At 64.1% G+C, this 6,940-nt stretch carries 3 protein-coding genes; 2 read left to right on the top strand and 1 reads right to left on the bottom strand.

The window, feature by feature from the left end; all coding sequences use genetic code 11:
* The coding region (locus tag L615_RS23840; protein WP_222430584.1) for a hypothetical protein at positions 1–209 on the top strand (209 nt) is incomplete at its 5' end.
* Between the two features lie 421 nt (positions 210–630).
* Here the strand turns inward: L615_RS23840 and L615_RS16395 are convergent.
* Entirely contained in the window at positions 631–3,057 is a 2,427-nt protein-coding gene (locus tag L615_RS16395) for an AAA family ATPase (RefSeq protein ID WP_261376739.1), read from the bottom strand.
* A 199-nt stretch (positions 3,058–3,256) separates the two neighbouring features.
* On the opposite strand from L615_RS16395, the gene L615_RS16390 reads away from it, so the two are divergent.
* Positions 3,257–6,937: an N-6 DNA methylase gene (locus L615_RS16390; protein ID WP_145725767.1), complete on the top strand. Its 3,681-nt coding sequence runs from the start codon at positions 3,257–3,259 to the stop codon at positions 6,935–6,937.
* Positions 6,938–6,940: the final 3 nt, after the last annotated feature.

Here is a 6,940-nt window from a genome sequence, read left to right as displayed (position 1 = left end):
GAATCACGGATCAGATCGACGCCATCACCGGCACGGAATGCCTCGAGCAGCTCGGACAGGGCAGACTGGGGCAAGGCCATCGGTGGATCTCCTTCAGTGTGTCTCTTGGTCGTTTCACACCGAAGATCCCGCCGATGGCCGTCTACGTCAGGCAGCCTCGCCGTGGTTCCTCAAAGCCCACCACTCCTGGGGACTCTTACGAGATCTGAGATGCACGGTCCTACGATGCTTACGGGCTCGACATCTGCCAGCGTCTTCCGATGTCGTGCGTACCACCTGCACCCCACCGCCACCCTGAATCGGCATTTCCGCAGGTCAGATCACTAGCGGCATCAGAATTACGACATCTAGTCACGCGTGGGTGATGCCCACCGTCTAGGTGCCTGAAAACGGCCCCTGACCTGCGAAGACACCTTCCGACGTCTTCCATCGTCAGGGGTCGTTTTTCGTTCGTCTGCGGCCCCAGTGCGGCCCACGGCCGTGACGGCTGGTCGCGAGCCAGGGGCCACGCGAGCGCGTGTGGATGACGTCTAGTCGACGCCATGGTGCCGGTTGGACGTCTGGCACGGAGCGCGGCGCCATCGAGTTTTTCCGGCGAGGACGAGCCGCGACCACCGGCCATGGAAAACCTCAGGCCAGGATCCCCTCGTCCACAGCAGTGGCCTTGCACATGCGGCTGAAGTGCTTCGGATCCACGTCCTTGAGGAACTCCATCGTTCTGCGGATCTGGCCGTGAACCGCGCGAGCGTCCAACACATCGACGTGCTCGCCCCCCTCTCCGTGGGAGTAGCGGTTACAGAAGTCGTAGACGTCCCTGTAGGCCTCGGCAGCGTCTTCATCCTCGATGAGGCTCCGCAACTGCTGGTCGAAGTTAGGCAGGTGTGGCGCTCTGTAGTTCGCGTAGGACTCAAGGACACGGCGAGCAGCATTCGGGAGCAGGAACAGACGCTCACAGTCTGTGGCATCGGCGACGCCCTTCATCACCATCGAGAAGAGGTAGGCGTACTCCGAGACGTTGTTCCTGAGCATCCGCGGGAGCTCTTCCATCCTGCTGACCCGCTGCTCGCCTTGAGTAGTGCTGAACACCTCTAGGAAGGCGACGGCGGGGAACTGCTTCTCCGCTGCGTCCCCCTTGTCGATCTTCTTCACCGACTCGGTCCAACGGTTCTTCTGGGACTTGAGGAACAGCCGGAGAAGGTGGAAGTCGTGGGTCAGAACCACGAACTGCCCGAAGTCCTTGAGGGTGTCGTGCAGCCACTGGTGAGTTGCGAAGAGCGCCTCGCGGTCCAGCGAGCTGGAGGGATCGTCCACCACCACGATGCGTTCGGCGGGGGCACTGCGGTTCGTCTCGTCCTGGAGCTTGCGGAGGAAGTAGAGCAGGGAAAGCGTGGTCCGCTCCCCGTCGCTGAGGTGGCGGGCGGCCTCGTTCCCCCTACGGCATGAGTAGGACTTCCCATCGGGGGTCACCGTGACGCTCAAGTGGTCCTTGCCGTAGACCCGGGCCAAGTCCTTTGTAAGCGTTGCGGCCATCTTGCTGGTAGTGAACTGCTGCTGACGAACGTCTTCAAGTCTGCGGTCGGCAAGGTCAGCCGCCTCCCCTGCCTTCTTGGCCTCGGTCTTGTCGGCGGTGGCCTGCGCCTCAAGGTGCCGAAAGGCCTCGCTGCGGGRGCCGATGATGTAGTCAAGGACGGTCTGACAGCGTTCCTCGGTGACAACCGAGTGCTCGTCGGCCTGCTTGTTGTGCTCGGAGATGGCCTGCTGCATGGCCGCCACCGAGAAGGTGGCTTCGAGGAGAGCCCAATCAGGGGCGGCGGGTGTCGTGCTCGGGTCTTCCACCTTGGCGCTCAGCACGGCGGTGAGCTGCCCCAGCACCTCGTGCCGCGCCGTCACCTCCTGCTGGGCGGCCTTGAGGTGCTCGCCGTAGCCGTCTCGCAGCTCACTGACCAGTTCCGAGGGGTCGGGGAGCGTCGTGAGCCAGGCCGAGGAGGCAGCTTCAGCTCGCTGCACCTCCCCCAACAGCGCCTGGGCACGCTCGCGGATCTCGAACCAACTCTTGTCGAAGTGCTTCGCAAGCTGCTTGCGCCGCTCCAACGTGATGGCGTTGCCACAGAAGAGGCACTCGTCCAGCTCCTCGTGAAGCTGCATGCCCCGTTCCGCCCATGCCTGACGACTGTGGTCGGCGGCGAGAGATTCGAGCGCGACGCTGGTGGGGGTTGCGGTCAGCACCGCATCAAGGCTCGCGAGCGCGCCTGCGAGGCCATCAGGCGGCGGCGCCACGTCGGTGACTTGTTCGGCGGCGCCTTCGCCGAGGCGCTTGAGCGCCTCCGCGTGCTGGTTTTCATCGGGGTACTCGCCCTTGTAGTCGCGGAGCAGTCCCTCCACCACTGGCATGGAGTAGCGATTCTTGCTGAAGCGCGTGTAGTCGAACTCCCTCAACTGGTCCGCGATGGCGTCCTGAGCCGCGGTCGCGAGCTTCTTGGCTTTGGTGGCGTGGTCCTGAGCCCGCTTGTCGGCCTCCTTCGCCTTGGAGCCGAAGTCCTCGATCTGCTCGAGCAGCTCCTGCTCCTGCTCCTTGGCCTCGATCGCCTCCTCGCCGAGGGTCACGATGGGCGAGGCGCCCGCTCCTTCGAGGAACTCCGAGAGGTTTTTCTGGACCCATGACTTGGTGAAGACCGCCATCGAGGGCGACGGCCCTCCCCCGCCCTTCACGATCCTGTGTGTGTTGCCGCTCTCGTCTTCCCACGTCGCGTCAATGGGTGAGCTGCCCGCCGCGATCTCAAGAAGGAGGTCGGAGAGGGTGGACTTGCCGCTGCCGTTGTGCCCGTAGATGACAGTGCGCTTGCCGAAGGCAATGCTAGAGGGCCAGAACCCCTGGCCGAGCGACCTGTACTGAGTCGTGGAATCAAGGCGACGAAGCATGGGCAGACAGTAGTTCGAACCGCCGACGATCGAGGGTGCTCCGTGTGAGTCGATCGGCCGAATCCGTGCGCCGACGTTGCGACGGGTCTGCACGCCGGGAGCGCATGCCGCCAGGGCGTCCAGGTCGCTGCCGTCCACTGACTCACCCGAACTCGCCGATATCGGCAGGTGCACTCCCCGCTGTACGCGCTGCTAGGAGCGTCTGCCACGAATGGTCCGTATCGTGTGAAGGGCGGTTTGGCTCGTGAACGACTCGATCTTCCGCCCGCGATCCCCCATCGCACACAGGCCTGAACCCCTACTGTTGACCGCGTCACGGTCAACCGGAGGGACTTGAGTGGCGAACGAGATCATCACCAGGGCTGTGCAGCGCCTCGCGACACGTGGAATCCACACTGAGGCCGACATCCAGTCCGAGATTCAAACCCTCCTGGCCGGCGGAGAGCTCAACCTCACGGCAGACCAGGCACCTAAGCTCGAGGAGCAGACGGCGGACGGCACCCGTCGGCGCATCGACATTGCCATCTGCCACTGCGTGATCGAGGTGAAGAAGGACCTCCGCAACGCCGCGGTCCGGGCCGACGGCCAAGAACAGCTCAAGGGCTATCTCAAGACTCGGCAGGCGCAGTATGGACGCCGCTTCGTCGGCATCCTGACTGACGGCGTCACGTGGGTGCTCTATGACTTGGTGCAGAACGACGAGTTCGTCGAGATCTCCTCGCTGGAGAACGCCGCCGACGCGGACGCACTGCTGCTCTGGCTCGAGGCGATCCTCGCCTCTGAGACCGCTGTCCCGCCGACGCCGGCCGAAATCGAGCAGCGCTTGGGCGCCAGCTCACCAGCACACCTCCTCGACTTCCGGGAGCTATCGGCGCTCTACGAGGCTCACCGAGAAGCTCCCGAGGTCGTCCTCAAGCGCCAGTTGTGGGCCAAGCTGCTGAAGACTGCCTTCGGATCGGACTTCGAAGACGACTCCGACGCGTTCATCAATCACACGCTGCTCGTCCTGACCGCAGAGATCATCGCGCACGCCGTCTTGGGAATCGACGTGTCGGCCGCTGGGCCCGTGGCCGCGGAGGACCTAGTCACCGGCCGCGAGTTCGACGAGGCCCAGATCCACGGGGTAGTGGAGGCCGACTTCTTTGACTGGCTTGTGGCCGTTCCGGGAGGGGCGACGTTCGTTCGCACCCTGGCCGACCGGGTCTCCCGGTTCGACTGGAGCGGCGTCGAGCACGACGTCCTGAAGCACCTGTACGAGTCGATCATTGTTCAGGAGATGCGGGCGAAGCTGGGCGAGTACTACACCCCCGACTGGCTTGCGGACAGGGTCGTGAACGCGACCGTCACCGACCCACTCAACCAGCGAGTCCTCGACCCCTCCTGCGGCTCGGGCACCTTTGTCTTCCACGCGGCTCGCGCGTACCTGGATGCCGCCGACACCGCTGGTCTCGGCGTCGGAGAAGCTGTCGATGGCCTGACTAGTCACGTCTTGGGCATGGACATCCACCCTGTCGCAGTAACTCTGGCGCGAGTCACCTACCTACTGGCCATCGGCCCGGAACGACTGCGTCACTCGGAGCGGCCAGCCATCTCGGTTCCGATCTACCTCGGTGACTCGCTCCAATGGGAGCAGAACCGAGACCTGTTCACACGTGACGACGCCGTCTCAATCGCCACGACGGCTGACGACCTGGTCGGCAAGGGTGGCGGCATCATCGGTGATGACGACCTCGTGTTCCCGATGTCGGTTCTCCAGGACGCCGCAGTGTTCGACCGCCTGGTGGCCCGCATGGCCGATCTTGCGCTCGATGATTCTGGAACGCTGCACCGCACACTGATCACGCCGGTCTTCAAGCAGTTCAAGATCGCGGAGGAGGACCGCACGATCCTCGGGCAGACCTTCGCGACCATGCGAGACCTCGCTCGCAGCGGTCGCAACCACATCTGGGGCTACTACGTCCGCAACTTGATCCGACCGATCTGGCTCGCCCTGCCTGAGAACCGCGTCGACGTGCTGGTCGGGAACCCGCCGTGGCTCCGCTACAGCAAGATGACCGACGCGATGAAGGCCCGCTACAAGGCGTTGGCGAAGCCCAGGAATCTCCTCACTGGAGGACTCGGCGCCTCGGGCCGCGACCTCTCGACACTGTTCGTGACGCGGGCCGTCGAGATGTACCTCAACCCGGAAGGCTCGTTCGCCTTCGTCATGCCACACGGCACGCTGACCCGGCTGCCGCACACCGGCTTCCGGTCAGGGAAGTGGTCCTCGGCTCAGGCAGGCGACATCACCGTCTCCTTCGGCGAGACCTGGGACCTGACCAAGGCTCCAACCGGATTCCCCATGGTGTCGTGTGTGATCAGCGGGTCCCGCACAAACCTTGCGGTCGGGATGACGAAGGCGGTGCGAAAGTGGCACTCGACACTGCGCGCTCCGGACGCGACCTGGCAGCAGGCTAAGTCCACCTTCACCATCTCCAACGGAAACGTGTTCCAGCTGAATGCGGGCGACGACCTTCCCGTCTCTCCGTACAAGCGCAAGTTCCGACAAGGCGCCATCCTCGTTCCTCGTGTGCTCGTCACAGTCGAAGACGCGCCTGCAAGCGCGCTCGGTGCAGGCGCGGGTCGCCGGCGCGTTCGGTCACGCCGAACGAGCCAGGAGAAAGAGCCGTGGAAGTACGTATCGACGCTGACAGGATCTGTGGAAACCGAGCACGTGCGGCGTACCTACCTGGGCGAGAGCATTGCCCCGTACCGACCGCTCGAGCCGATCCTGAGTGTGTTGCCACTCGAGAATGACCGGCTCATGCGCCCCAGCGAGATCGCCGAGAACCAGGGGCTCTCTGACTGGTGGACGCAGGCGGAGACGGCCTGGGAGAGCAACAAGGTCCAGACGGACCCCTCGGACCTGCTCACTCGGATCGACTACATGAGCCAGTTGTCCTCACAGCTTCCAATCGCGAGCCAGCGAGTCGTCTATACAAAGGCTGGATCGGCTCTGACCGCAGCGCTAGTTCAGGATCCAACGGCCGTCATCGACCACAAGCTTTACTGGGCCCCAGTCGGCAGCCTTGCTGAGGGCCGGTACCTCGTCGGTATCCTCAACTCTGAGGTACTGCTCCGGCGCGTGACCCCGCTGCAGAACGTTGGCCTTTTCGGTCCCCGCGACTTCGACAAAAACGTCTTCTACGTGCCGTTCGAGGCCTACGACTCAAGCAACGCCGATCATGCAGCCTTAGTAAGCATCGTCGAGCGTGCCGAACAGGTCGCAGCGAACGTCACCCCCGGTGCCACTGCGGATGCGACCCGCGGCGCCGTCCGTGCGGCGTTGACTGGCGCCGGACTGACCGAGGAGATCGAAGCAGCCGTCGCACGCATCCTGCCCGTCGTCGCTGAGGAATCGGAGAGCACTGACGAGGTGGTGCTCAAGCCCGACATCGCTGGAGAGGTCGAGGCACGTCGCGAAGTTGTCGGCGACGACCTCGAAGAGGCCGACGTCGAGATCGACCTGGATGTCGAACACGACGATACGGGCGTCTACCTCTGGGGCTACCTCGTCACCCGCCGCGGAGTGGCCGACTCCGAGTACCACAGCGTTGGGTCGTCCCAGGTGGTCTCCGATCCCGATGTGCTCCAAGCCAAGTCCTTGGTCAGCCAGGTGTCCGACGTCATCCGAGAAGCCCAGGAAGCTGGGCTACAGGTTCGCCTGTTCCATTACGGAGTCACCGAACGAAGGTTCCTCGAGAAGGTCGGCGGTGACGCGGCGGACCTCCTCGCCGTTGCGACCGACTTGCTTGAGTTCGTGCGTGGCCGGTTCTCGAGCACGGATGGCTTCAGCCTCAAGACGCTGGCGCCTCTTGGGGGCGCCAGCTGGCGCACGCAGGGGCTTGATGGGGAGAGCTCAGCGGAATGGATCGCGAAAGCGCGGGCCGGCTACGAACAGGCGTGGCTTGAGCTACTGGACTACAACGAGGACGACGTCCGGGCGACGCTCATGCTGCGGCGATATCTGCGTAGCTAGGGG

This window comes from Nocardioides sp. J9 (assembly GCF_007829375.1).
GTDB lineage: Bacteria > Actinomycetota > Actinomycetes > Propionibacteriales > Nocardioidaceae > Nocardioides.
Note: the sequence above shows the minus strand (reverse complement) of the source record. Positions and strands in the feature narration are given on the sequence as shown.